This window comes from Halalkalibacter flavus (assembly GCF_036663575.1).
Classification (GTDB): Bacteria; Bacillota; Bacilli; order Bacillales; family Bacillaceae_D; genus Halalkalibacter; species Halalkalibacter flavus.
Genome location: NZ_JAWRVK010000006.1, coordinates 114,583 through 139,407, shown reverse-complemented (window position 1 = coordinate 139,407; position 24,825 = coordinate 114,583). Strand labels below are relative to the sequence as shown.

General features: G+C 37.8%; 26 protein-coding genes and 1 riboswitch. Of the genes, 5 read left to right on the top strand and 21 right to left on the bottom strand.

All coding sequences use genetic code 11. The features are described 5' to 3' along the window. Window positions 1-57: 57 nt before the first annotated feature. The gene (locus tag SAY88_RS06260; RefSeq protein WP_332630258.1) at window positions 58-1,062 is read right to left on the bottom strand and encodes a LacI family DNA-binding transcriptional regulator; all 1,005 of its coding nucleotides are present in this window, start codon (window positions 1,060-1,062) and stop codon (window positions 58-60) included. A 37-nt stretch (window positions 1,063-1,099) separates the two neighbouring features. Then, window positions 1,100-2,389: a histidinol dehydrogenase gene (gene hisD, locus SAY88_RS06255; RefSeq protein ID WP_332630257.1), complete on the bottom strand. Its 1,290-nt coding sequence runs from the start codon at window positions 2,387-2,389 to the stop codon at window positions 1,100-1,102. Window positions 2,390-2,627: 238 nt separating this feature from the next. On the opposite strand from hisD, the gene SAY88_RS06250 reads away from it, so the two are divergent. Then, window positions 2,628-3,884, top strand: a complete 1,257-nt coding sequence (locus SAY88_RS06250) for an erythromycin esterase family protein (protein WP_332630255.1) — start codon at window positions 2,628-2,630, stop codon at window positions 3,882-3,884. 67 nt (window positions 3,885-3,951) lie between these two features. Here SAY88_RS06250 and SAY88_RS06245 read toward each other — a convergent pair whose 3' ends face one another. The 5 genes from SAY88_RS06245 to SAY88_RS06225 form a co-directional block, all read right to left on the bottom strand. Continuing rightward, window positions 3,952-4,398, bottom strand: a complete 447-nt coding sequence (locus tag SAY88_RS06245) for a hypothetical protein (RefSeq protein WP_332630254.1) — start codon at window positions 4,396-4,398, stop codon at window positions 3,952-3,954. Window positions 4,399-4,818: 420 nt separating this feature from the next. Then, window positions 4,819-5,022 (bottom strand): cold-shock protein CspD, encoded by a 204-nt coding sequence (gene cspD / locus SAY88_RS06240; RefSeq protein WP_034633915.1) that lies wholly within the window; start codon window positions 5,020-5,022, stop codon window positions 4,819-4,821. 769 nt (window positions 5,023-5,791) lie between these two features. Continuing rightward, complete coding sequence (locus SAY88_RS06235) at window positions 5,792-6,763, bottom strand: YbgA family protein (protein WP_332630251.1); 972 nt, start codon at window positions 6,761-6,763, stop codon at window positions 5,792-5,794. 15 nt (window positions 6,764-6,778) lie between these two features. After that, complete coding sequence (locus tag SAY88_RS06230; RefSeq protein WP_332630250.1) at window positions 6,779-7,642, bottom strand: Cof-type HAD-IIB family hydrolase; 864 nt, start codon at window positions 7,640-7,642, stop codon at window positions 6,779-6,781. Window positions 7,643-7,908: 266 nt separating this feature from the next. Beyond that, window positions 7,909-8,091 (bottom strand): hypothetical protein, encoded by a 183-nt coding sequence (locus tag SAY88_RS06225; RefSeq protein WP_332630249.1) that lies wholly within the window; start codon window positions 8,089-8,091, stop codon window positions 7,909-7,911. Between the two features lie 117 nt (window positions 8,092-8,208). Between SAY88_RS06225 and SAY88_RS06220 the strand changes: the two genes are divergently transcribed. Then, on the top strand, window positions 8,209-8,778 hold the full coding sequence (locus SAY88_RS06220; RefSeq protein ID WP_332630247.1) for a hypothetical protein: 570 nt from the start codon (window positions 8,209-8,211) through the stop codon (window positions 8,776-8,778). A 50-nt stretch (window positions 8,779-8,828) separates the two neighbouring features. Here the strand turns inward: SAY88_RS06220 and SAY88_RS06215 are convergent, their stop codons facing one another. Continuing rightward, the gene (locus SAY88_RS06215; protein WP_332630245.1) at window positions 8,829-9,542 is read right to left on the bottom strand and encodes a YhcN/YlaJ family sporulation lipoprotein; all 714 of its coding nucleotides are present in this window, start codon (window positions 9,540-9,542) and stop codon (window positions 8,829-8,831) included. Window positions 9,543-9,805: 263 nt separating this feature from the next. Between SAY88_RS06215 and SAY88_RS06210 the strand changes: the two genes are divergently transcribed. Beyond that, window positions 9,806-9,946, top strand: a complete 141-nt coding sequence (locus SAY88_RS06210) for an aspartyl-phosphate phosphatase Spo0E family protein (protein ID WP_250094928.1) — start codon at window positions 9,806-9,808, stop codon at window positions 9,944-9,946. Window positions 9,947-10,016: 70 nt separating this feature from the next. Beyond that, window positions 10,017-10,200: riboswitch (Lysine riboswitch) on the top strand. A gap of 135 nt (window positions 10,201-10,335) precedes the next feature. Next, a complete protein-coding gene (gene dapA, locus SAY88_RS06205; RefSeq protein WP_332630243.1) occupies window positions 10,336-11,223 on the top strand; it encodes a 4-hydroxy-tetrahydrodipicolinate synthase in 888 nt (295 codons plus the stop codon). Window positions 11,224-11,329: 106 nt separating this feature from the next. Here the strand turns inward: dapA and SAY88_RS06200 are convergent, their stop codons facing one another. From SAY88_RS06200 to SAY88_RS06170, 7 genes are all read right to left on the bottom strand, one after another. After that, window positions 11,330-11,794 carry a hypothetical protein gene (locus SAY88_RS06200; RefSeq protein ID WP_332630242.1) on the bottom strand — a complete coding sequence of 155 codons (465 nt, stop codon included), beginning with the start codon at window positions 11,792-11,794 and terminating at the stop codon, window positions 11,330-11,332. Between the two features lie 152 nt (window positions 11,795-11,946). Next, window positions 11,947-12,882, bottom strand: a complete 936-nt coding sequence (locus SAY88_RS06195) for a DMT family transporter (RefSeq protein WP_332630240.1) — start codon at window positions 12,880-12,882, stop codon at window positions 11,947-11,949. Window positions 12,883-13,055: 173 nt separating this feature from the next. Next, entirely contained in the window at window positions 13,056-14,255 is a 1,200-nt protein-coding gene (locus SAY88_RS06190) for a M24 family metallopeptidase (RefSeq protein WP_332630238.1), read from the bottom strand. 45 nt (window positions 14,256-14,300) lie between these two features. Next, a complete protein-coding gene (locus SAY88_RS06185; protein ID WP_332630236.1) occupies window positions 14,301-15,740 on the bottom strand; it encodes an aldehyde dehydrogenase family protein in 1,440 nt (479 codons plus the stop codon). Between the two features lie 16 nt (window positions 15,741-15,756). Further along, complete coding sequence (locus SAY88_RS06180; RefSeq protein ID WP_332630235.1) at window positions 15,757-16,791, bottom strand: homoserine dehydrogenase; 1,035 nt, start codon at window positions 16,789-16,791, stop codon at window positions 15,757-15,759. Further along, window positions 16,781-17,983: a M20 metallopeptidase family protein gene (locus SAY88_RS06175; RefSeq protein ID WP_332630233.1), complete on the bottom strand. Its 1,203-nt coding sequence runs from the start codon at window positions 17,981-17,983 to the stop codon at window positions 16,781-16,783. The genes SAY88_RS06180 and SAY88_RS06175 overlap by 11 nt, the downstream gene beginning before the upstream one ends. A gap of 60 nt (window positions 17,984-18,043) precedes the next feature. Beyond that, window positions 18,044-19,237, bottom strand: coding sequence for a cystathionine gamma-synthase family protein (locus tag SAY88_RS06170; RefSeq protein ID WP_332630232.1), 1,194 nt, complete (start codon window positions 19,235-19,237; stop codon window positions 18,044-18,046). A gap of 188 nt (window positions 19,238-19,425) precedes the next feature. Here SAY88_RS06170 and SAY88_RS06165 point away from each other — a divergent pair, with 188 nt between their 5' ends. Next, window positions 19,426-21,117, top strand: a complete 1,692-nt coding sequence (locus tag SAY88_RS06165; RefSeq protein WP_332630230.1) for a PucR family transcriptional regulator — start codon at window positions 19,426-19,428, stop codon at window positions 21,115-21,117. 27 nt (window positions 21,118-21,144) lie between these two features. Here SAY88_RS06165 and kapB read toward each other — a convergent pair whose 3' ends face one another. The 6 genes from kapB to SAY88_RS06135 all read right to left on the bottom strand — a co-directional run bounded on the left by kapB (window position 21,145) and on the right by SAY88_RS06135 (window position 24,787). Next, window positions 21,145-21,525, bottom strand: coding sequence for a kinase-associated lipoprotein KapB (kapB, locus tag SAY88_RS06160; protein ID WP_332630229.1), 381 nt, complete (start codon window positions 21,523-21,525; stop codon window positions 21,145-21,147). Window positions 21,526-21,537: 12 nt separating this feature from the next. Then, window positions 21,538-21,729 (bottom strand): hypothetical protein, encoded by a 192-nt coding sequence (locus SAY88_RS06155; RefSeq protein ID WP_332630227.1) that lies wholly within the window; start codon window positions 21,727-21,729, stop codon window positions 21,538-21,540. Window positions 21,730-21,738: 9 nt separating this feature from the next. Next, window positions 21,739-21,990: a hypothetical protein gene (locus tag SAY88_RS06150; RefSeq protein WP_332630226.1), complete on the bottom strand. Its 252-nt coding sequence runs from the start codon at window positions 21,988-21,990 to the stop codon at window positions 21,739-21,741. 72 nt (window positions 21,991-22,062) lie between these two features. Next, window positions 22,063-22,434 carry a hypothetical protein gene (locus tag SAY88_RS06145; protein ID WP_332630224.1) on the bottom strand — a complete coding sequence of 124 codons (372 nt, stop codon included), beginning with the start codon at window positions 22,432-22,434 and terminating at the stop codon, window positions 22,063-22,065. 109 nt (window positions 22,435-22,543) lie between these two features. Then, entirely contained in the window at window positions 22,544-23,200 is a 657-nt protein-coding gene (locus SAY88_RS06140) for a YpjP family protein (protein ID WP_332630223.1), read from the bottom strand. A 99-nt stretch (window positions 23,201-23,299) separates the two neighbouring features. After that, window positions 23,300-24,787: a glutamate synthase subunit beta gene (locus SAY88_RS06135; RefSeq protein ID WP_332630221.1), complete on the bottom strand. Its 1,488-nt coding sequence runs from the start codon at window positions 24,785-24,787 to the stop codon at window positions 23,300-23,302. Between the last annotated feature and the right edge of the window lie 38 nt (window positions 24,788-24,825).

The following is a 24,825-nucleotide window of genomic DNA, read 5'->3' as shown; positions in this document are numbered from 1 at the left end:
TCTATAAAAAGAGGTGGGCAGAAGTAGAAGATTTCCTTTCATCTCTTGCCCACTAATTTACAATCGATCTTTAACAGAATCTCTAATGATTAGTTCTCCTGGTAAAGCATGTATAGATGCTTTTTTCTCTTCCTCATTCATCTCATTCATTAATAATTCAACCGTCGAATTAACCATGGCATCAACGGGTTGTTTCCATGTAGTTAACGAATAGGAAGGCCAACTAGCCATACTAATATCATCAAATCCGATAACAGAAAGATCATTTGGCACTCGTAATCCTAATGACTTAGCCGCATCTATCGCTCCAAGTGCTGTGATATCATTTCCACAGAAAATGCTATCGATTTGTTTCTTTGATTGTAGCAGTGTTTTCGCTGCCGCATATCCACTTTCGTAAGAATAGTTACCTATCTCAACGGCTACATCAAAAAAACCATGTTTCGCTAATGATTCTTCAAATCCTTTTTTCCGATCCATTGTTGTTGATGTTTCTAAAGGGCCAGAAATAAAGGCAAAATGCTTATGTCCCGTTCTAACTAAATAATTAGCAATTTCTTGACCTGCAAAATAATTATCACAAAACACAGCACTATAATTAGAGTTTTCTATATAACGATTAAAAAGAATCACGGCAATATCATTTTTTAGAAAACGCTTGACAGCAGATGAAGAAAGCAAAGCGTCGGTAATAATAACCCCATCGACGTGATATTCGATCAAATGACTGATTTCATCTTCTTCAACCAGATTGTGCTCTGAATTCATAAAAATTAAGTGATAGCCTTTTTCCGCTAATTTTGTATAAAATTTCTCAAGCACTTCAGGATAGAATGGATTTTGGATGTTCCTCATCACGATCCCAATCATTTTTGTTTTATTAGTGATTAAACCTCTTGCGATAGCATTCGGTTGATAACCTAACCTGTCTGCTGCAGCAAGAATTTGGTTGCGTTTTTTTTCTGATACATTAGCACCTGAACCAAAAACTCTTGAAACCGTCGATTGCGAAACACCCGCTAATTTAGCAACATCCATTGAAGTCACTTTCTTTTTGGTCATATTTATTCCCCCTTGAGTCAGGGAAATTATATCATATTTAGTTGTTTACTTTTTCTTTTTTGTAACGTCTTACACGAAGGTCAGCTTGTGCCTTATGTCCCATGAACCCTTCAAGTTCACATAGACGAGAACCATATTCACCGACAACAATACTTGCTTCAGGAGTAGCTTTTTGATATGTGCATGTCTTAAGGTACTTACCAACCCATAGACCGCCAGTGAATCTAGCTGCTCCTTTTGTTGGAAGTGTATGGTTTGTTCCAATTACTTTATCTCCATAAGCAACATTTGTTTCAGGTCCTAAGAATAATGCACCGAAGTTTGTCATGTTCTCTAAAAAGTAGTCTGGGTTTTCCGTTAGGATTTCCACGTGCTCATAAGCTAGTTTATCTGCTTCAACTACTGCTTCTTCTAGGCTATCTACTAGTATAATAGATCCATAATCATTCCAAGCTACACTTGCCACATCCGCTGTTGGCAGTGTTTCAAGCTGACGCTCAATTTCTTTTACTGTTTCTTCGGCTAATGTTTTAGACGTCGTAATTAACGCAGATGGAGATGTTGGCCCGTGCTCTGCTTGACCAAGTAAATCTGTAGCAATGATTTCTGCATCTGATGTTTCATCTGCGATAACAAGTGTTTCAGTTGGCCCAGCGAATAAGTCAATTCCAACTCTTCCAAATAATTGGCGCTTTGCTTCTGCAACAAACGCATTACCAGGTCCTACAATCATATCTACTGGCTCAATTGTTTCTGTTCCAACAGCCATTGCTGTCATAGCTTGAACGCCACCTAAAATGTAAATTTCATCAGCGCCAGCTAAGTACATTGCTGTTACCGTTGCAGCAGGGATTTCTCCTTTTATTGGAGGTGTGCAGCCAATCACTCGCTTCACTCCAGCAACTTTGGCAGTAAGAATACTCATATGGGCTGAAGCAACCATTGGATACCTTCCGCCTGGAATGTAACAACCTACACTATTCACTGGGATATTTTTATGTCCAAGTGTCACACCCGGCAAAGTTTCTACTTCAAGATCTTTAATACACTCTCTTTGCTTTTCTGCAAAGTTACGGACCTGCGCTTGCGCAAACTTAATATCTTCAATTGTTTGTTCAGGAACTGAATTAACAATTGAAACAATTTGTTCATCCGTTAAGCGAAAGCTTTCCGCTTTCCAGTTATCAAACTTTTCAGCTAATGCACGAACAGCTTTGTCACCATTTTCCTCAACATCTTTTATGATTCCACTTACTATTTCTTGTACCTTAGTATTTGATTCTTTGATTTCCACTTCACTTTTACCAGTTTTAAAAAAAGTAGCCATTTTGTTCACTCTCCCTTTCTTTTTTGCATACGTATTCAAAAATAATCAAATAAAAAATTTTGTTCATTACATCTTGAATATAAAAAATATTTAAATTTGAATACGTATGCAAGTCAAATTATAAACACGTTTTTATAATCTGTAAACCCTTTCTTTTTAAAAAATGACTAATTTGTGTCGTAATTTCTCCATACTACAAGTAATATCAAACAAAATTACACTAATAAGGAGTACAATTATGATAAAGACGATGGACCTTACTAAAGCCATTTTAAAGCATGCCAAGCGTTTTGATTCTTTAGAAGAATTAGAGCCATTATTACAACAGGCAAGCCAAGCAAACTATGTCCTTTTAGGAGAGGCTACTCATGGCACATCTGAATTTTATTCATTACGTGCTGAAATTTCAAAATGGCTCATCTCTAAGAAAGGATTTCAATTCATTGCAGTAGAAGGAGATTGGCCTTCATGTTATGAAACAAACCGATACATTAAAGGTTATAAAAATTCATATTCTAGTGCAACAGATGCTCTTTCCTCATTTAAACGCTGGCCGTCATGGATGTGGGCTAACGCTGAGATGGTTTCATTCCTTGAATGGTTAAAACATTATAACTCTGGTAAAGAAGCAACTGATAAAATTGGTTTTCACGGCATTGATGTGTATAGCCTTTGGGAGTCCATGTCTGAAATTGTAGATTATCTTAAAAGAATTGAGTCACCTGATCTAGAAAAGGCAAAAGAAGCTTTCACCTGTTTTGAACCGTATCATAAAGAAATGCAAATGTATGGTGTTTCGGCTACTTTTTATGCTCAAGATTGTTTTGAAGAACTCGTAACCCTTCTAGAATCCATGCATAGCAATCGTTCGATTTATGAAAAGGACGCAGAAGCCGATTTAAACCTTAAAATGAATGCACTTGCTGTAGAGAATGCAGAAAGCTACTACCGCACGATGGTAACCAATGATAGCGAATCATGGAATATTAGGGACGAACATATGGTTGAAGCGCTCGATCAAATTTCGAATTACTATGGTCCTAATGCAAAAGGAATCATTTGGGAACACAATACACATATTGGAGATGCCCGTGCAACAGATATGGCGGAAGAAGGTATGGTGAACGTTGGACAGTTAACACGAGAAAAGTATGGAGTTAATCAAGTTTATTCGATTGGCTTTGGAACGTACGAAGGAACAGTGATCGCAGGTGAAAAATGGGGGAAACAAGCACAAAAAATGGACGTCCCTAAAGCGATAACTGGAAGTTGGGAAGCTGAGCTACATCAAGCAGGTGCATTCGATAAATTTATCATGTTTAATAAGGCGAATCACTCCTTATTTTCTGAAGTAATAGGTCATAGAGCCATTGGCGTCGTCTACAACAACCAATACGAACACTTAGGCAATTATGTTCCTTCAAGAATTTCGGAGCGTTATGACGCTTTTATTCATCTTGAACAAACAAAAGCATTAACCCCCTTGTTTAATTAATAACAGCTTACAAAATGACCCGTACGTCTGTTAAAAGTAACGGGTCATTTTGTCTGTAATAAACCTCCTAACGGGATAATGTTAGCCTGTTCCATTCATGAGTGAGCTCAGCTAACTTATCTTTAATGTTATTAATTGATTGCTCGTCACCAATTTTTTTGAAATAAGACAATTCAATTAAAAAATGGTCGATCTCGTTATAAACAGTCTCTTTATTTCTTTTTACGTTACTACTATTTTTTGAGGCTGCTTTCATTGTAAAGTCAATATCATTGTCCAATAGCTTTAATACATTGGGACTTTTAAGCTTCGCCTCTACTAATTCAAGAAACCCTTTATGTCTTTTAAAGATTAATTTATTGTTTACTTCACTATTGTAAATGTTTAAGATCATTCTCCCTTTATTGAATCCCCAAAAAATTCGATATTTATCTTGGAGTACCCCATTTATTAGCTTATCTAATTGGTTTTTAGGAACATAAATGGATAAATCATCATAATGCGTTGCTTCCATTTGAACACCCCTCACATTTATTGTACGAATCAGGTATTACTAATGTGTATACACTCAACCGAAACAATAGACTGTTCCAAGGGAACTGAAAAAGGTCTTTTTCTTTTTTTCAGTTCCCTTGAAGCAATGTGCGAAGCCGCTGCATTTTTTAAAGTCAGTTATGAGAGGGTTTCTCTTAGCTGACGTGCAGCGTGCGGAGCCATTGCTACTTAATCGAAGAACTGAAAAAGGTCTTTTTCTTTTTCAGTTCCTATTCGTTTACGTCAACCAATACAATGTAAGCCCTTACAATACTATTATATTCACGTTTTTTAAATCATGCCACATTTATTCGCTTTATCCATAACTCCTATTATTAAACTTAGAACAAACAAAAAAAGACAATGTCTCATAATTGAGACACTGCCTTTTAAAAGCAATTTATAGTTTTACTACGTTAGCTGCTTGTGGTCCACGGTCGCCTTCTACAATTTCAAATTCAACTGATTGACCTTCGTCAAGTGATTTGAAACCTTCGCCAGTGATAGCGCTGAAGTGTACGAATACGTCGTTTCCGCCTTCTACTTCAATGAAACCGAATCCTTTTTCTGCGTTGAACCATTTAACTGTACCAGTTTGTGCCATGCTAAAAAACCCCAATCTTAAAATTATTTACTTAATATGCAATCGTATTTACAATCCGAGGTAAATAAAAATTCACATATTATAAGGAACATCAACCACGAATCGAGTGAATATCCCTTATAACATGTGAATACTGAACTCTTTTATGTGCTGCTAATTGATGCAATTTGTTTCTAATGGGAAAAATATAAGGATCCATCAATCAATCTCCAGACGATGAAAGCCCTGCCTCTCGTTCATCCTTGCGGCTCCTTGACCGCGCCAGCTGAATGAAAAGCGCTACCTTTTAAACTGAAGTTGACGACCGTTAATTTAACTATAGCCTATTTATTTGTAGATTGCAAGTAACTTTCCATTCTTTTGTTAAAAAATGTCCTGAATTTGGAAAGTCATGTATAAATATCACCCAATTGCAGGATCTGTATCATAACAGAAGACTAAATAAAAACAGAGCTTCTTTAAAAAGAAGCTCTGAACTGTTTTTTCTTTTCTTAATTACGGCTATAATAATCGTTAATAGATTCAAGAATCGATTGATCTTCCTTGATTTCCACTGGCTTTTGTGATGAATTTGTTTTTACTTTTTTCATTTCCCTCTCACCCTTCTGTTTAATATTTTGAATTTTTCTTCTCTTTATCTTGGTTTTATTATATATCAACTGTTCTATATCAGTCAACACCTTTTTTGTTATTGTATTAATACATTCTTATGAAATTAATGTAAAAAATGACACAGACAGCAAAAAAAATAGGCTGACACAAAGCCAACCTACGATAAAGCCCTTCCTTTCCCAGAATCACTAATTGCTATTAGCCCTATAGGATAAGGTTCGAAATATGTTTGATTTAATAAATATGCATTTTCAAAGCGATGACACCATGAATGAAGAATCCCAAGCACACTGCTTAATGGAATTTTTTGATTCTGATACTGATCTAACAACTGACAGAAATGATCTTTTTCAGCTTTTGTAAGATGTTTAGAAAAGTAACCATATACATGCTGACAAACATTCATATGTGAGGTTGACTTTGGAGGATTAATAAACAACTCATCTAGTGCACGTTCGTAATTTTCAATTATCTGTTCAATGGAAAAGTGATCATGATTGGCTACGATTCTTCCAAGCTGTTTCACCTTGACTTGATCATAAGCCATAAATAAGTATTTATTCTTTGCATGAAAAAGAATCAGTTCTGATTTGCTCTTCGTTTGCTTAACAGATCGAAATTCTGAAATCGTAAATAAATGGGTAAAAAAATGCTCTCTAAGAATGAAATTTCTAAGTCGCCCCTCGTCTTCACGAGGCTTTAATGGAAAGAAGTACTCAATACGAGTAGCAAAGATTCCACTACCATTTCGAATAACAGGAGATTTATCGACTCCGCTATACACCTTTGCATCTGTTATTCCACACGTCGGCGAACGATTTTTCAACAAGAATCCATCTACTTCACCAATATCCTCTAGAAACTCATTAGAAAACTCCGTCATTTGAAGCGTCAAATCTTCATTCGTTTTCGGTTGAATTAATTTATTTTCATCTCCATTGGAAACAAGCCGAACTACTTCTCTTGGTGTTCCTAAACCAATTTCCATCTCTGGGCAAATAGGGATAAATTCAACATAGTCGGCTAGCTTCTTAACGGTAGGCTCATTTATTTGATCGCCATTATATCTGCAAGCAGCAAACTCCATACATTTACTGACTACCACTTTCGGTTTAGCAAATGTCCGCACACCTTCACCTCTTATCTACTTATCATTCAGTTGCCTTCGAATGGCTAATGCGACTCCATCTTCATCATTTTGCTTTGTTACAAAGTCAGCAAGGTCTTTGATCGCTTGTTCCGCATTTCCCATCGCTACTTTATATCCTGCCACTTTAAACATGGATACATCATTAAAACTATCTCCTATAACCATTACTTCATTCATGGAAATCCCTAGTTGTTTAGCATAAGCTTGTACAGCGATCCCTTTTTGAGCTTGAATATTCGTAATCTCGATATTATCTGGAGCAGAGGCACTAACTGCTATGTTTGGAATTTCATGAAGCTTCTCCCTTACTTCATTTAGTTTCTGTTCGTCTTTTGAAAACGCTAATACTTTTAAAATAACCGTATCTTCTTGATCTAGTAGCTCATCATAACTTCCCACTAAAGATATCGATCCCATCTCAAATCGCTCTTTAGCCATCGTTTGCAATGTTTTAAAATCCTCATCAGAACCTGATGAAACGAAAAAGTCAATAACTGCTTGAATTGCCTTTTCATAGTTATCAGAAAATGTTCCTCTGTTTGTATATAACTCAAAATAAATATCATGTGTAAGTAACATATCAAATATTTCTTTGCTATTTTCTTTTAGAAGTGGGATCGTCGATAATAGGGTTTCATTTCTATCTCGAAACTGTGCTCCGTTCACACTAATAACAGGGCAGGTAATTTGAGCTTGCTTTAATGGGTACCGAGCTTCTCTTTCATCTCGTCCTGTTGCAACAACAACCTCAACACCAAATTGTTGCGCTTCTTTCACTGCTTTAGCATTTTCTTTTGTTACTTCATGCGCGTCACCAAGTAATGTACCATCCATATCAATTGCAATTAATTTAACCAATGTATTTCCACTCCTATGTATTGTCTCTTTAAGTTATTTTTAATCCTTTTACTATATCATATAAAGAAATACAACATATTAAAAAGGCACCTTTATAATTAAGGGGGTGTTTCAAAAGGTCTGTTTTTGACCTTTTGAAACACCCCCGAAGCAATGAGCAGAGTCGCTACATCTTTTAAAAGCCTTGAGAGGATTGGGTTACACACTCACGGCGCGTAGCGAACGGCGCCATTGCCTTCTCTATTCTGGCTTTTGGGACAACTCCTTTATTTATCGTTCTCTCTTTTATTGTATTGCTTCATCATTTCCTCAATTTCAGCGAGTTCTTGATCTGCTTCTTTCGCCTGCAAATATTCGAGTGTATGCGCAACCCTGTTCCCTAACATCATAAACCCCAAAAACAACAGAAATATAATAGAGATTGAAATAATTAATAATGCAGTATACATTTGCGCTCCTCCTCTTCCCTTTGCTACATCATACGGAGGAACTTTAACGTTAATGCATACTTTTTCCTTCTTGATTCATACTAGGGGAAACGTTTGTATATCGGAGGTAGATGCACCTTGAAAAAGAAACATGTCTTGATCTTATTTGGAACCAGTTTGATTCTTGCAAGTTGCGGAGCCGATTCGGAAGCAGATATTGTAGGTGATGTAGAAGCTCAGCAATTTAGAGCTCATTATCAAAATGATGTCCCTGCCCCTCCTAGTATTAGAGATCAAAACAAACAAAGGGTTCCTCGTTATACTGCGCTTCAATCTTATGCAGAAGAAGCCGGACATTATATTAGTGACACTGCCACCTTGTTAGAAGAGATCGCTCCGTTCTTTGATCAACCAAATGTTCAATCAGCTGATGTCGACACTACGTTAAGTAAAATAAAAAACATTCGCGATAAGAGCTCTGAATTCATTGATTTAAATCGACCAGAACCGTTTGATAGTATGCATCATGTACATATTTCAACATTAATGGAACTTGATGCATTGGAGAGAATTTTAAAAGACATTAAAGATCCTGTTCATCATCTTCAAGTGACAAACGCACGTGTCTATTACGAAAATGCAATTTTGTCGCATAAATTAATGGAACGTGAATTCCTTTCAGTCACTGAAGACTTCGGAATTCATTAATCAGAATTGTGTTACACACAAAAAGAGCAGGGATTTTTTCTTCCCTGCTTTTATCTACGACCGTGTATTGCATCATCCACTAAATCAGTTAGTTCCCCAGCTGTTCCACCAATGGAATCAAATGGTTTATCAAGACCAACATGATGCTCGACAGCATTCATTCGGTTAATCATCTTTCGATCTGTTGTAATACGGACATTTCTAAGGTCGGTTATTTGTCGTACTTCATCTTCCACTAACCTTTTTAGCTTTACTCGGTCTTGTTCTCTTGACTCAACACCAATTACAATATGGTTGCCATCTGTCATAACATGGGCATCCCTAACATTTTCTAATGATTCAACACGCGTCTCAATCTCCCTCGTTATTTCTGTTGTCGCTTGCTGATTCCTCATTCCATTGTTATTTCGCGCAACATGAGGATCGTTGCTGTATGAGTATTTATCACGCAAAACACCAGGACGATTACTAAGAATTCGGGCTCCTTGTTGATTAAGTCCCTCATGTTTCATACTCAAATTCCGGTGCCGCGTTGTATATGATCCTCTGTCTGTTAAATGACGTACTGGATCTGTTAACCCTTTTGGTGATTGATCTGGGACCATCATATCACTAATAGGTCCTTCTAGAGCACGCACCTGTTGTACTCCATACCCATTAAAACCTTCATTCCTGTCAGGGCTGGCTCCCATTTCCGCTTCTTGAGGTATGGTGCATCCTGTTAATAATGCGGCCGTGATGACCAAATAACCTACACATTTCATTGGAATCCCTCCTACCTTTATTGTGCGAAGTAAATCCACATCTCAACCTGAAAATATCTAGAAATCAACTTGCAATTTTTGTCGTTTTATTGCTAATTTCATCTATTTATGACTACTTTAGAAGAAACACTTTTCAACATACTTCTAATGGGTATAATAATTTTTATAAATAGACATTTGCTTAGACACACATCAGCGCTACTTTCCCATTTCAGCCTAATCAAGTCGTCTGTTTGTTCATTCTTTTTGAGGTGGAGTGCAATATGATATGTGTAGAAATTGAGCAAAAACGATTACAAATGCTGAACCTTGCTAAAAAGTATGGAATGACAGCAAAAGTAACCGTTGAGTGTAGTCAAGAACTGGACAAGCTTTTAAATTTATTACAAAGAAATTCTCATTAAAGCATTGCAAACATCGTAAACATTTGGTAAGGTAGACACAAATTACGTTATATCTTACTTCATACATTGAAGTGAGGGTAGAGGTGCAAGGATCAAAAGTACTTTAGCGGAGGAGAATGAGATCTGAAGATGCTAATTGGAAAGGGATACTTGCCGAAGTTAATGAGATCTCATGTCTCATTAGCTGGGACTGTTCTAAATAAGGGCAGTACTGTCATATAGCAAAAATTGCTATATGGAGGGCTATCTCACACATTGAATTGGTTTTGCTGCATTTGCTAAACCTAACAACAATGAGTAGAGGCCTCATTGTTGTTTTTTTGTGCCTCCCAGTAGCCCATCTTCCCCTGCGTATATGGAAAATTATTTATGAATTGAGGGTGAATTGGATGAATTTTGGTCGTATTATCACGGCAATGGTCACACCATTTAATCAACATGGACAACTTGATGTACCTGCAACACAAGAGCTCGTAAAACATCTTATCGCAAATGGAACGGATGCAGTCGTCGTAGCTGGAACGACAGGAGAGTCTCCTACTCTCTCTACAGAGGAGAAATTATTGCTGTTTAAAACTGTCGTTGAAACAGCAAATGGCCAAATTCCAGTTATCGCTGGAACAGGCTCAAATAATACTCAAGCCTCAATTGAACTTACAAAACAGGCTGAAGAAATCGGTGTAGATGGAATCATGCTTGTCGTACCTTATTACAATAAGCCTTCTCAAGAAGGAATTTATGCGCATTTTTCTACGATTGCAAATGCAACGAAACTTCCTGTCATGCTTTATAATATTCCTGGGAGAAGTGCAGTCAATATGAATGCAGAAACAACATTACGTTTAGCACAGCTACCTAATGTTGTCACAATCAAAGAAGCTAGTGGCGATTTAGATGCAATTGCAACAATCATTGAACACGCTCCTGAAGGTTTTACTGTATATAGTGGAGATGATAGTTTAGCATTGCCTATGTTATCTATTGGTGGAGCCGGAGTTGTATCCGTTGCGTCCCACATTGTTGGTAACGAAATGCAGCAAATGGTTCGTAACTACCAAGCAGGTCAAGTGACAGCAGCTGCTATGCAGCATCGTCAACTTCTCCCAGTGATGAAGTCTCTATTCATGGCACCTAACCCAACAGCAGTAAAAGCTGCAATGGAAATGAAAGGGATCAAAGCAGGCCCTGTTCGCTTACCTCTTATTCCTTTAACGGCTGAGCAACAACAAGAACTACAATCAGTTGTACAACCAAACATTAATTTTTTTGTTAGCTAATTAATAGACCAACCCGCTCAGAGATCACTCTGAGCGGGTTTTATTCACCTTAATGTCATAACGTTGAATGTTTACAAGGAGCTTAATGAACCTCATAGTAGATAAATCAACTAAATCCTTTTGCTTTCTCATATAAATACTGCACCCCATATAATAAATACGCTTTATAGTGTAAGTAGATAAAAAACTGAAGATGATTTAATTGATTGAGACGTACAATTTTTAATTTTTTAAGAACATCAATGATCGGAAAAGCAAAAATTGCATCAGCTAGAGCATTAAGGAGAACGAACTTTTTAAAGTTTCCAAACGAATATTTAAGTATCCACATAGATAAAGGCATATAGGGGCCAACACTAAAAGGAAGTTCGTCCCTAAGAAATGATTTTTGTTTATCATAAAACTTCCACCAATTCCGCTTATGTCCATACAAGTGATTGATAATCTCAAAAACAATAATAAAAAACCCCGCAAAAGAATAACGTTTTATATTCCGTTTCCCTATAAATATTAAAGATAACCATGGAATCATTAAACCCATATTAAACAAGAAATGTCTTTTTGTTATCATATGACAATTTCACCTCAATCAACTTTTTATTATTATTAAAGTGTCCAATATCATTATTTATATATCAGCAAAAAACCAAACCGGCGTTCGATTTGGTTTTTTACTGATATATAATGTTTCTTTACAATAATGGAGACTTAAGAAAAATGCTACTACACGCTTTTTTTCTGTAATGTTTTAGATATTGTTTTTTGTTTCATCCATGCATTCTCAATATAACCAGTTCCAAATAACACACCGACTACAATAAAAATAAATCCAAATGTTTGATACCAGTATACTTGTTCGTTTAAAAAGATAGCTGAACTAATTAACCCAAAAAAAGGTACAAAGTTATTAAAAATAGCCGTTTGCCCTGCTCCAATTTTTTGGATTGCAGCATTAAACAAAAAATGCCCAACCGCAGTAGCGACAATCGCTGAAACAAAAAAGATAACATAGACGCCTAATGGTGCGCCTATCATCCTTCCAAAACTTCCGGGTTCTAACAGAAAGCTAATGACAAGAAGTCCAACTGATCCAATTAGCAGCATCATGCTTGTCATTTGTTTTGAATCTAAAGTTGCAGTCGCTTTTTTAATATAAATAAAACTAATCGCTTGAACGAACATTGCGATAAAAATATACATCTCACCTAGAGATATAGCCCTATCTCCTCCCCCGCCTTGAATAAAAAGTACACCAATAAACCCTAAACCTATTCCGACGATCCTCCATCTCGTTAAACGATCACCAAGAAAGATAACAGCAAGGATCGAAGTCGATAGCGGAAGAAGCGCTAAAATTAAAACAGCATTCGAAGCATTTGTCATTGTTAAGCCCATTGCTAAGAAATAATGATGAGCAATAACGCCAAAAAGCGCTCCTAAAAGCGTGTATTTCCATTCTTTTTTCGTTAGCTTTCTCATAATTCGACTTCCGAGAATGATAGCAGCTGTTGCCACTCCTGCAGCCATAATTCGAAATACGGTCATTGTTATTGGTGGAAATGCCTCTACTAACACTTTCAACATAACAACATTTAATCCCCAAATAATCATCACAAAAAAGACAATGCCATATGTGAATAGCAGAGATTTTTCTTTCATAGCAAACCGTCCTCTCTACATTCCGTAGTTGTATCTTACCACCACCAATATGTAAGGTCACTATTTTTTCGTGTTACGTAACAATTTTTTAAATGAGACCCCTTACACTTGTGCTAAAACACAAAAAAAACTGACTCAAGAGGTATGCTTTGCCTCATGAGTCACCTTGCTCCTTAAGACGTATGCTCATCTGATATGATTGATAACATCGGCTTTTCATACAAATCACGTGGGAAGTTTGTTAAAAGCTCAACACCTTGATCTGTTATGCGAATCGTTTCCGTTATTTCCACTCCATAATCGTTATACCAAATACCTGGCATTAAATGAAACGTCATATTTGGCTTTAAGATTGTTTCATCTCCTGGCCGGAAACTAACGGTATGCTCTCCCCAATCAGGTGGAAAACTTAATCCAACGGAATAGCCAAGTCTGGAGCTTTTTCTATGCCCATGTTTACCAATTGTTTTACTCCAGATTCGTTCAACTTCTTCTGCACGAATTCCAGGTCGAATAAAATCAAGTGTTGCCTCAATTCCTTCTTCAACGACTTTAGCAAGTTCCTTAACCTCGTTTGGGGCTGTGCCAATTGCCATCGTTCTTGCCATTGGTGCATGATATCGTTTATAGGCACCAGCAATTTCTAAAGTTAAAAAATCACCTTTTTGATAAGGCCGATCCGTCCATGTGAGATGGGGGCAAGACGTATTCTCATTTGTTGGCATCATAGGTACAATCGAAGTATAATCCCCACCAAATTCTTTCGTTCCCTTTATTTGAGCATAATAAATCGCTGCTGCAACATCTGATTCTCGAACACCGACTTGAACACGATCGTATGCTGCTGTCATGGCATTCTCCACAATCTTTCCTGCTCTTTTCATATAAGTGATTTCATTATTTGATTTTATAAGCCGAATCATATTTACCAAGCTTGACGTATCTTTAAATGTCGCATTTGGCAGACCGTGCTTTAACCGTTCATAACAAAGAGCTGTAAAATAATGAACATCCATTTCTATCCCAATCGTTCTCCTACTTTGACCAATTTCCGTTAATATATTAGCGACAAAGTCTATCGGGTGTCGTTCCGTTGACTGAACATAAAAGTCGGGATAGGCAATAATATGGTGTTCATCAAGCCACGTTGTTTTTGCTACACCATTTGCGTCCATTTGACGCCCAATCCATAACGGTTGAGCGTCTTCTAACGTTACAACCATCATTTGATGGACATAAAAGCTCCAAGCCGAATAATTTGTTAAATAATACATGTTGGAAGGGTTAGAAATAAGGAGAACATCGACCCCTTCATCAACCATCCGCTTTTTGACGGCCTCCAACCTTCTCGTGTACTCTTCTAATGCAAACAAAGATTTCACCTCTTTCTAAGCCCCACTCTCATATTTAGAGAACAGCTATTTTTGTAATTTAAAAGCTACAACTTTTTGTTCGGTCATTGCTTCAATTGCATATCGAACTCCTTCGCGACCAATTCCAGAACCCTTTATCCCACCAAATGGCATTCCATCAATTCTCACATCACTGCTATCATTAATCATGACCCCTCCAAATTGAAGCTCATGAATTGCTTGAAATGCTGTTTCTAGCTTCTCTGTAAAAATGCCGGCTTGCAAACCATATCCACTGTCATTTGATTGCTCAATCGCTTCTTGGAGCGAATCAACAGGTTCAATGAGTACGACTGGACCGAAGACTTCTTGTGTTGCAATTGTTGCTTGTATCGGAACATTCGTTAAGACAGTTGGCTCGACATAAGCTTTCTTCCTTTCCCCTCCACAACAAATGGATGCACCTAGTTTCTTTGCTTCAACTATCCAGCTTTCAACTCTCTTTGCTTCATTTTCAGAGATCATCGGTCCGATATCTGTTGTTTCTTCGCTTTTTGTTCCTACTTTTAATTTTTTTGTTTCTTTAACAAATCGAGTTAAAAATGTTTGATACAAGGGATACTCAACATAAATTCGTTGGACGCCAATACAATTTTGACCTGCCACTCCAAATGCCCCAGACACTGTTGACGAAATGGCTTCTTCTACATTTGCATCTTTTAGAATAATGGTTGGTGAATTAGAACCTAGCTCCATCCCTGTTTTCTTAACTCCGGCTTTTTTCGTAATTTCTTTGCCAGTTTCATAGCCTCCCGTGAAAGAAACAAATCTAACATCGTCATGTTCTACTAATGGATCGCATATATTAGAACCACGTCCTGTAATAACAGATAGTATATTTGCTGGCAGTCCCGCGTGTAAGAAAGCTTCTGCTAATCGTAAAGCACTTAATGGAGTCAGAGATGCTGGCTTAACGATAACTGCATTCCCTGCTGCAATAGCTGGACCTACTTTATGTGCAACAAGGTTAAGAGGATCGTTAAATGGGGTAATTGCTGCAACGATTCCTACTGGAAAACGATATACATACCCAACTCTCGTTTCATGACCGGGCATCTGTGAAAAAGGGATCGTCTCCCCATCAATTCTTCTTGCTTCTTCAGCACTTAATCGGAGTGTTTCAATACAGCGAATCACTTCTTTCCTAGCTTCTCGAATTGTTTTACTGCTTTCTGCTACGATTGTATTTACAAAGCTAGTTTTATTTGCCTCTATATAGGAAGCTGCCTTATGAAGAATGTTCATTCTCTCATGCACAGATAAATTTGCACTTTTTTTTGCACCATCTTTTGCCTTTTTAATTGCCTCCTTAACATCTTCCACACTCGCTGACGGTACCGTTGCAATTAATTCACCCGTACCTGGATCAAAGACATCCATTTCTTCCTTTGCCTTAACCCACTCGCCTCCAATTAACATACGCTCTTGAACGATTTGGTTTTTCATTTTATCCCCCCTCTTGTTACCTGTTGCGTTCCATGTGTATTAAATCGATAAGAACGGCAAATCCCGTTTCTTTAATTCCTGCTCCTGCTCCGACAAGTGTAATCGGTCCAGACAAGTCACAGTGATAGGTTATTGCATTCATCGCACCTGATACCCCTGCTAATGGATCATCTAATATCACCATCTCCGGAGCAACAGAACCCTTTACTCCCTCTTCTGTTCTTTTCAATGAACCAATTAATTTCCAACATTTCCCTAATCTCTTTGCTTCTTCTATGGCACTCTGTGTTACACCAGTTATTCCTTTACACGTAACATCGTCTCGTTTCAACGGAACACCCAGGACCACATTCGCTAAAATTAACACCTTATATAAAACGTCGTACCCTTCGACGTCAGCAGTTGGATCTGCTTCTGCATAGCCTTTTTCCTTTGCCTCTTGAAGTGCTTCTTTATAACTAAGCCCTTCTTCCATCCGCATTAACATATAATTCGTTGTACCATTTAAAATACCGCGTATTTCAGTGATATCATTTCCAGTTAAAGTTTCTACTGGTAAACGCAACGCCGGAGAACCGCTCATTACGGCGCCTTCAAAAAACCAGCGGACTCCATTTTCTTCAGCAAGCTTGGATAGCGTATCATATGCTAAGGCAACAGGACCTTTATTTGTCATCACAACATTCTTCTTATTCGAGAAAGCCCAAGTACAATGATCGATAGCAGGTTGGCCTGTAACAACGTCTGTAAACGTCATTTCAACAACAGAATCTGCATTAGATTTCTCGATGGTCTCCTGAGTTGACCAGCCCCTGATAAGACCTGGTTGATCAGGGTATGATTCTAGGCTTCCTGTTTCCTTGATTGAACTCATCACCTTATCTAAACAGAGACCATCTGGATGATGAAGGGACCCCTTATACAAATCAGATATGGAAACAACTTTAAAGTCTAGATGTTCCTTCTTAAGCTTCCACCCTTTTTCTCTTAGAATTTCAACAAACCCTTGACCGACTCCGCCAAAACCAATCAAATCTACTTTATGTGCCACCTTCAATCCCTCCCTTTTTCATCAAAAGTAAGGCTGCTTTCACAAGTGTGTGTGTGCCAATTTCTAACGCACGTTCATCAAAACAAAACGAAGGCTGGTGAAGACTTGTTTTCATGTTGTTCTGATCAGCTGCTCCAAGAAACATCATCGCTCCAGGAATTTGTTTCGTTATATGACTGAAGTCCTCACCGCCTAATCCATATGGTATCGAATGAATAGCAACATTGGGTTCTACTAATCTAATCGCGTTTGAAAGAACACTTACCATGTCAGGGTCATTTATAAGAGCAGGTTCCCCATGATGAAGGTGTAGCCGATAGGAACCACCTAGCGCTTCAATTTGAGCTAATCCTTTATCAAGTTCAGCTGAAAGGTGATTCCTTGCTTTCTCAGAATACGTTCTCATCGTTCCGCGAATGGTTACCTCAGATGGGATTACATTTGAAGAGACTCCTCCAGTAATTTGACAAACGCTTAATACCGATGGTTCAAGGGCAGAAGTTTGTCTTGACGGCAAACTATACAAATATGGCAATATCAAAGAACTTAAATAGATTGGATCAACTGATTGTTCAGGGTATGCTCCGTGTCCCCCTGTTCCTTTAATCGTCACCGTAAAGGTATCGACATTAGCCATTGCCACTCCCGCCTTTAGCTTAACTTCACCTATTGGAATATCTGGATCTAAATGCAAGGCAAAACATGCTTCCACTTCATCTAATGCTCCACTATTTAATACATACTGTGCACCTGTTTTTCCAAATTGATCTTCAGTTTCCTCAGCTGGCTGGAATATACATTTTACTGTTCCATGTAGCAGATTCGCTTCATATAAGCTTGATAGAAAGTAAACTGCTCCAATAAGCATGGCTGTGTGTCCATCATGCCCGCATGCATGCATCACTCCGGTATGACATGACTGATACGGTGCTTTCGTCATCTCTGATATCGGCAGAGCATCAATATCGGCACGGAGCCCAATAACTGGGCGCTCTCCATCCCCAACTGTTGCAATGACCCCTGTATCTAATCCAATTTGATCTCTCCCTGATTGAATCAATACACCTGGCAACCCTTTAATTTGTCGAATGATATAGGCAGTTGTTTGTTTTTCTTCAAAACTTAATTCTGGATACTGATGTAGATGTCTTCTCCACTTTACTAATTGTTTCTGCCACTGACCTTTTCCCACATGACATCACCCTTATTACAGCTTTATTTGAGGGCCATGAAAAGGACGGTTTTTCCTTATTCAATGGCTTTTTATTTCATTGAGTGCTTGCTTTAAATCATTTAGTAAATCGTCAATATCTTCTATCCCGGCAGAATAGCGTACTAATCCTTCTGGTATCCCTAAAGCAGCACGTTCTTCCGATGTATTTTCAACATGACTTGTCGTTCTTGCAGGACCAACGGTTGTTTCAACAGCACCTAAATTTGCAGCACGATGAGCATACTCTAACTTTGGTAGAAACTGACGAACAGCATCTAATTCACCTTTTAAGGCAAAGCTCAGCATCCCGCCAAAGCCCTTCATTTGCTTTTTAGCAATCTCATGGCTTGTGTGTGTTTGAAGCCCTGGGTAATACACTTGTTCTACTTTTTCATGATTTTCTAAAAATTGAGCGACTTTCATCGCATTTTCTTGCTGCTTTTCCACGCGCAACTTTAATGTTTTCATCCCTCTCAGAATGAGATAGGCTGCCATAGGATCCATTGTAGCTCCATTTATTTCACGATAATGATAAATATCCTTAACAAGGGATTCTGACCCACAAACAACCCCGCCTAACGCATCTGCATGACCACCAAGAAACTTAGTAGCACTATGAATAACAAGATCCACTCCAAGCGTTAACGGGTTTTGATTAATCGGGGTTGCGAATGTATTATCAACGAATACAAGCGCGTCAACTTTTTTCGCCGCTTTTGTAATTCGGACAATATCCGTAATTTTGACTGTTGGGTTCGTTGGCGTTTCTAAATAAACCAATTTACAGCCTTTTGCAATTTCTCTTTCCATTTCCTCATGATTTCCTGTTTCAACGAGCTCGACTTCTATATTTAATCTAGGTAGAAATTCCGAGAATATTTTATTTGTTCCTCCATAGGTATCTTTAATAGAGACAACTCTATCACCAGGTTTAAGTATCGTAAGAAGTGAGTTTGATATGGCTGCCATTCCGGTTGAAAAACTAGTAGCAGCTTCTGCATGTTCTAATATTTTCACTTTGTCTTCAAAGGATTGCACAGTCGGGTTCGTATTTCTTCCATATATATGACCTTTTCGTTTTCCAATCGCCACTTCATACCACTCATCGATATCATCATAATTGTAGGCAACACTATGCACGACTGGAACTTGAGTTGCTCCGTGTACCAAATATTCTTTTTCCCCTGCCCAAACTGACTTTGTACCTGCTTGTAAACGATTTTTTGCTTCCATGTTGCCACCCCTCTCTTTTGTTACTTTCATCATATTCATTTACATAGAGCAAAACATTCATCAATTTGTATGAAAAAAAAAGACGGTTATTCATCTTTTTTTACAAATGTTCTGACATTGTCTTACAATAGAAGATAATCATATTCATTTTGTAACGTAATAACCTTGTTGTAAGGAGGACGGTTTTTATGACAATTACAATGAATCGTGTTCAGTCGTTAGAAATTCTCAAATCAGCAGTCACTCGGACGGGCGTATCCGAATTAGAAAAGACCACTGTAGATTGGGTATCCGTGATTGAAACACCTGTCGAAACTTTTGTTCGTAAAAATGAACTCGTTCTCACAACTGGGGTTGGCTGTGCCAATAATGAACAAACATTCTATGAATTTGTAAAAGAAATAATCGAAGCAGGTGCTTCAGGACTCGCTATTGCAATCGGCCCTTTTGTGAAAGTGATCCCAAATTCAATCATTGAGCTCGCAAACAAGCATCAGTTCATTTTAATTGAATTAGATTGGTCCATTCGATTTTCTGATATCTTAGAGCAAGTCCTTGCAGAAATTCATGAACAAAAACATCTATACCTTGAAAAAATTGAAAATATTCGAAAATCTCTACTCGAGTTCATCCTATCTGGTAAGTCCTTAAACCTTGTTGCTGATCATGTAGCTAAGTCCATTGATTGTGGAGTGTTAATTGCAGATAAACGTGGTGTCATCCGCGGCAAGTCAGACCCTTTTCCTGACGACTTATCGACTAAGTGGGCTGATTTTTTGCATAAGCAACTAGAAGAGGACGGAATATATCACTCTCTTGACCAAACGTTTGAATGGATTGAGTATGACGGTGGGTATGCCTTACAAATAACGATTCACTCTTCCGGAAACATTCAAGGCTATATCGTTGTTGGTGGGTTTGGAGCTGAACCTTTTAGTGAAGAGGAACATTCTGAGTGGGTAATGTTACTTGAACACGTAACGACCGCTGTTGCCATTCATTTCTTACACGAACAAGCAGCTAAGGAGGCTGAATGGAGGTTACGAGATGATTTTGTTTGGGAGTTATCTAGAGATGCCATCCCTTCAACCGAGCTTATGCTATCAAGAGCAAAATCCCTTAATTATCAAATTAACCTACCATATATATGTCTAGTCGGGAAACCAGAACAGCTTGAACAAAGCTTTCGGTCAATGAAGCATTTATCGATTACATTTGACCACTGGCTGCATGAATGGATTCGTCATATGGAAGAAGAAGCTGAATCGATCGCTAAATCGATGGCATTAAAATCAATGGTAACATACCAAAATGAAGAACTAATCATCTTTCTGGAAGTTAATCATCATGTTATGGAACAAGCAAAAACCTATATCAACAAGCTACAAACTCGTTTTCAATTCCTTAATCCTTCGATCTCCATTACTTGGGGCATTGCTAAGCAATATGGTTATTCTTGTTTTGGAACTAGTTATCAAGAAGCAAAAAAAGCATTAGAAATAGGTCGGAAAAGGAATGGAAGAAATAGCATATCTGTTTATGCGGATACAAAAGTTGATCGTGTAATGGATAACTTATTGAAAAACGATGAATTAATCGACATCGCAAAATCAATTCTTGATTCTCTGCTTCGCTATGCTGAAGAAAGACAAATTGACCTTCTCTATACTTTTACCGCATACCATCATAATCATGGGAATGTTAGTCAAACAGCAAGGGAATTAAATTTACACCGTCAATCACTTCTTTATCGTTTACGAAAAATTGAATCGTTAACGAATTGTTCCTTAGATGATCCTGACGAATTGTTTTTACTGGATTTAAGCATTCGGTTATGGCTTCATGGAATGGATATGAAAGAAGCCGAGTATAGAACATAATTCTATACTCGGCTTTGTTTCAAATGATTATGATAATCCATATTCTTTCTTACACTCTTCTAATTTTTCTAACGAAAGCTGGGCCCACTCCGTCTGCTCACCCTCTAACTTGCTAATCTCATCATGTAGAGCTTTCTGAAGTGAATCCTTATAACTCGGTACTTCCCCTTCATATGCCTTTAAAGACGAGAGAGGCACCCACGTTTTCTCAAACTCAGACAAAGCTTTCCGCTGATGAAATAAAGGTACATCTGTCATCTTCGGGTTGTGAAGATCACCTTGTGTGGGATGTTTAATAACAGCTTTAACTTTCACAAGAGCACGGCCATTCTCCTCTTGTCTTTCAAGTAATTCCGCAATATAGGCCCCTGTTTTGTAAAATGCTCGTACATATTCAACTTCTGCCACTATTACCCCTCCTTATATACCACCGAACCCTACTATAAACATAGCTAGCAAGTAAACAATAATTAAGAAAAATCCAATAGCAAAGCACCATATGGCTCGCTTCTTTTTTTGGTGGAGAATACTATAAATACCGATTCCACCAAACAAACCTGTCAATAAAAACAATAGAAATGCAGTTATAACGATGATGATTTCTTGTGACATATATCCTCCTTATAACCCAGGCACTAACCAAGTAAAGAGTCGCCACATAAATTCAGATACAGGTACAAAATATTTTTCAGATATGGCTCCTAAAGAACTTGTATCTGAGAAACTGTCAATAATGATAAACGTAAAAGTTATTAAAATGGCAATAATCGTAATTGCTAAGATGACAGCTAATACAAGCGCATAGGCTAGTATAACTCGAATCGTCCACTTTAACCATTCTGGACGTTTTTTTTCTTCCATACGTGATTCCAAAAAAACCCCTCCAACAGCATTGATCGTTCATACCTTAATCCTACCAAAAAAAACAAAGAAATTAAGTAAGATTTACGAAAAAATAATGAACAACGTCTTAATCCAGTTTAAGTTTGGTGAGAATTTCCTGTATTGGTACACCCTCTGGCGTTGATACACACTAAAATCAAAATCATCAAGCTTTATGATCGTTGTTTCTTCGTTTTTATTTTCTTCCATATGAATAGTATCATTTAATTCTTCACTTCTAATATTGTGTTTGGGTTCCTCATGTTCTCTCTCTATAATAGCAACCTGTAATACACCTTCTCTATCTTCATACGTTATAGACTCTATTGTATAGTTTTCTACTTTCTGAATTCCTTTAACTTGTAAAATAACGAGAACCCAAATGGTAACAAATATCGAAGCTGCGAACAAAATTGCTAGTAATTGCTTAATCATAGTAGAACCTTTCTTATTCATATTCAATATAAAAATTATATCATATGAATAAATAAGCTGGAGTATGAAAGACCACACTTTCAAAGGATACAAAAAAAGACCGTGTATATTATGAGTATACACGGTCTGTACTATTCCATCTTGGAGGCATATCTTTGCCCCAATGAATATTTCCAATAGTATGATGTTTTTCATGTTTATCTAGGTACGTATGGTAGTGAAAATTAAATACATAGCCTTGCTTAGGTGGTTGATCTCTTCGTACATGAAAGCGGAAGATATCTTCTCGAGTTTCTTCGTTGTATAGGTGAAAAATTTTCTCTCCTAAACCAGCCGATGGACTAGTCGACATTTTAATTTGCTCCCAGTCTTTATCGGACAATGTTTCAGTTGTTTCACGTAAGACAGAATCGAGTCGAGGTAAAATTTGTTCTTCAAAAGGCATATTTATTTTTTCACTAATTACTGTGCCAAATTTCAACATACTCTGTTCGGCTGCTTGTTTCATAATATAATCATTAATTACATCGGCTGATGATGCATTCCTATGAATATATTGCTCAATCTTAGCTGGTAATACATCCCCGAACAAATCATAACTATCTTCATTTACTTGATATATTAGCGGATTCTCATTACTTTCACCTTGTGTCTTCTGTGGCTCTTCGGCTTGTACGTCTCGAACAAAATCGATCGAAGGAACAAACAGTCCAAATGTAAGAAGAGCTGATGAAATGACGAGGCCACGCTTCACTTGTCGAAGCATATTCATACGCCCTTTCATAGTTTCAATTTTCTATTAACTCTATTCTCTCATGAAATCTATGAAAACGCCATTACAATCCCGTTACAAGCTTATGAAATTCTATGGTAAATTTGAACTCCCCATTAAGTAACGATCGCATTCTCTTGCTGCTTCGCGTCCTTCATGAATTGCCCAAACGACTAAGCTTTGACCACGACGATTGTCTCCAGCAGCAAACACACCAGGAACACTTGTCATGTATTTTCCGTACTCTGCTTCAATTGTAGAGCGAGATGTCGTTTCAATTGACAACTCTTCAATTATACGTTCTTCCGGACCAGTAAAACCGATCGCTAAAAATACTAGATCAGCCGGCCAAACCTTTTCAGTACCAGGAATAGGTGTACGGATTTTTCTACCTTTGTCATCAATCGTTGTTTCTACACCAATTGTATGGATTTCTTTCACGTTTCCATCTTTGTCACCAACAAACTTCGTTGTGCTAACTTGATAACTACGAGGATCTGTACCATAAACTGCTTTCGCTTCCTTCTGACCATCTTCTACTGTGTGGATAATAGGAAATAATGGCCAAGGATTCTTATCCGAACGCTCATCAGGCTTTTGGCGATTAATATCAAATTGAGTAATTGATTTTGCACCGTGTCGCACTGATGTTGTAATACAGTCAACCCCTGTATCTCCACCGCCAATAACAATAACATTTTTGTCTTTTGCAGAAATGTAATTGCCATCTTCATGGTTTGAGTTTAATAGACTTTTCGTATTAGCTGTAAGGAAATCCATCGCATAATGAATTCCTTTTAATTCACGACCTTCTACTTCTACATCACGCGGTTTTGTAGCACCAGTACATAATAGAACAGAATCGAAGTCCTTTTTTAATTGTGCTGCTGAGATATCTTTTCCGATCTCTACATTTGTCTTAAATGTGATTCCTTCTTCTTCAAGAATTTTCACACGGCGTTCAACGATATGGTTGGCAAGTTTCACATCAGGAATTCCGTATGTTAAAAGCCCACCGATACGGTCTTCACGCTCAAACACCGTCACAGAATGACCTGCTTTGTTCAACTGAGCTGCAGCTGAAAGACCAGCAGGACCAGATCCTACAACAGCAACTTTCTTGCCCGTTCTTTTTGAAGGGGGCTGTGGTACGATCCAGCCTTCTTGAAATCCACGCTCAACAATATGATACTCAATGCTCTTAATAGAAACAGCATCATCACTAATGGCTACTGTACAAGACCCTTCACAAGGGGCAGGACATACTCGACCTGTAAATTCAGGGAAGTTATTTGTTTTGTGCAGTCTTTCAAGTGCTTCCTTCCATTTACCACGATATACTAAATCATTCCATTCTGGAATTAAATTGTATACAGGACACCCAATTTCTCCAGACCCGTCCATAGTTGTTCCAGTTTGACAAAAAGGAACGCCACAATCCATACAGCGAGCTCCTTGTTGGCGTAAAGCTGGTTCAGGCATTAAAATTTGAAATTCTTTCCAACTTTTTGTCCGTTCAAATGGATCTCGTTTCGTTGGATTCTCTCTTCTATATTCAATAAATCCAGTTGGCTTCCCCATCGCATTCACTCCAATCTCTTCTATCTCTACAAAAATTA

Excerpts from the sequence above, each read along its gene's own strand:
- SAY88_RS06170 (WP_332630232.1), bottom strand. The coding sequence starts at position 19,237 with ATGGAAGCAAAAAATCGTTTACAAGCAGGTACAAAGTCAGTTTGGGCA.
- SAY88_RS06145 (WP_332630224.1), bottom strand. The coding sequence starts at position 22,434 with ATGATTAAGCAATTACTAGCAATTTTGTTCGCAGCTTCGATATTTGTT.
- hisD (WP_332630257.1), bottom strand. The coding sequence starts at position 2,389 with ATGGCTACTTTTTTTAAAACTGGTAAAAGTGAAGTGGAAATCAAAGAA.
- SAY88_RS06210 (WP_250094928.1), top strand. The coding sequence starts at position 9,806 with ATGATATGTGTAGAAATTGAGCAAAAACGATTACAAATGCTGAACCTT.
- SAY88_RS06200 (WP_332630242.1), bottom strand. The coding sequence starts at position 11,794 with ATGATAACAAAAAGACATTTCTTGTTTAATATGGGTTTAATGATTCCA.
- SAY88_RS06225 (WP_332630249.1), bottom strand. The coding sequence starts at position 8,091 with ATGTATACTGCATTATTAATTATTTCAATCTCTATTATATTTCTGTTG.
- SAY88_RS06250 (WP_332630255.1), top strand. The coding sequence starts at position 2,628 with ATGATAAAGACGATGGACCTTACTAAAGCCATTTTAAAGCATGCCAAG.
- SAY88_RS06135 (WP_332630221.1), bottom strand. The coding sequence starts at position 24,787 with ATGGGGAAGCCAACTGGATTTATTGAATATAGAAGAGAGAATCCAACG.
- SAY88_RS06155 (WP_332630227.1), bottom strand. The coding sequence starts at position 21,729 with ATGTCACAAGAAATCATCATCGTTATAACTGCATTTCTATTGTTTTTA.
- SAY88_RS06140 (WP_332630223.1), bottom strand. The coding sequence starts at position 23,200 with ATGCTTCGACAAGTGAAGCGTGGCCTCGTCATTTCATCAGCTCTTCTT.
- SAY88_RS06245 (WP_332630254.1), bottom strand. The coding sequence starts at position 4,398 with ATGGAAGCAACGCATTATGATGATTTATCCATTTATGTTCCTAAAAAC.
- SAY88_RS06260 (WP_332630258.1), bottom strand. The coding sequence starts at position 1,062 with ATGACCAAAAAGAAAGTGACTTCAATGGATGTTGCTAAATTAGCGGGT.
- SAY88_RS06195 (WP_332630240.1), bottom strand. The coding sequence starts at position 12,882 with ATGAAAGAAAAATCTCTGCTATTCACATATGGCATTGTCTTTTTTGTG.
- SAY88_RS06185 (WP_332630236.1), bottom strand. The coding sequence starts at position 15,740 with ATGAAAAACCAAATCGTTCAAGAGCGTATGTTAATTGGAGGCGAGTGG.
- SAY88_RS06215 (WP_332630245.1), bottom strand. The coding sequence starts at position 9,542 with ATGAAATGTGTAGGTTATTTGGTCATCACGGCCGCATTATTAACAGGA.
- SAY88_RS06165 (WP_332630230.1), top strand. The coding sequence starts at position 19,426 with ATGACAATTACAATGAATCGTGTTCAGTCGTTAGAAATTCTCAAATCA.
- dapA (WP_332630243.1), top strand. The coding sequence starts at position 10,336 with ATGAATTTTGGTCGTATTATCACGGCAATGGTCACACCATTTAATCAA.
- cspD (WP_034633915.1), bottom strand. The coding sequence starts at position 5,022 with ATGGCACAAACTGGTACAGTTAAATGGTTCAACGCAGAAAAAGGATTC.